Below are 273 nucleotides of genomic sequence, written 5' to 3' on the forward strand. Positions count from 1 at the left end.
CCGCATGAAGCTCGTTGTGATGCTCCCGACACAGCGGTAGCGTGAAAATATCGTGGGATTTTGTTCCCATTCCGCCCTGACCATGACCAATCAGATGATGAGGATCGTCCGCTGGCTTACCACAACACGCACACGGCTGTGTCTTTACCCAGCGTGTGTATTTCTCATTTACCCAGCGGCGACGTTTAGGTCGTTTCATGAAGGATTCCGGAGACTCCGGATCAACGGCAATGCTGACCACCGTCTTTTCCTGTGGTGGGTTCTGTTGCTGGT

At 53.1% G+C, this 273-nt stretch carries 1 protein-coding gene; it reads right to left on the reverse strand.

Annotation, left to right across the window (positions count from 1 at the left end; all coding sequences use genetic code 11):
- Positions 1 to 273: DUF968 domain-containing protein (locus HEN33_RS25855; RefSeq protein ID WP_122991572.1), on the reverse strand; the 273-nt coding region annotated here is incomplete at both ends.

Source organism: Escherichia sp. 94.0001 (assembly GCF_013369155.2).
GTDB classification, from domain to species: Bacteria; Pseudomonadota; Gammaproteobacteria; order Enterobacterales; family Enterobacteriaceae; genus Escherichia; species Escherichia coli_F.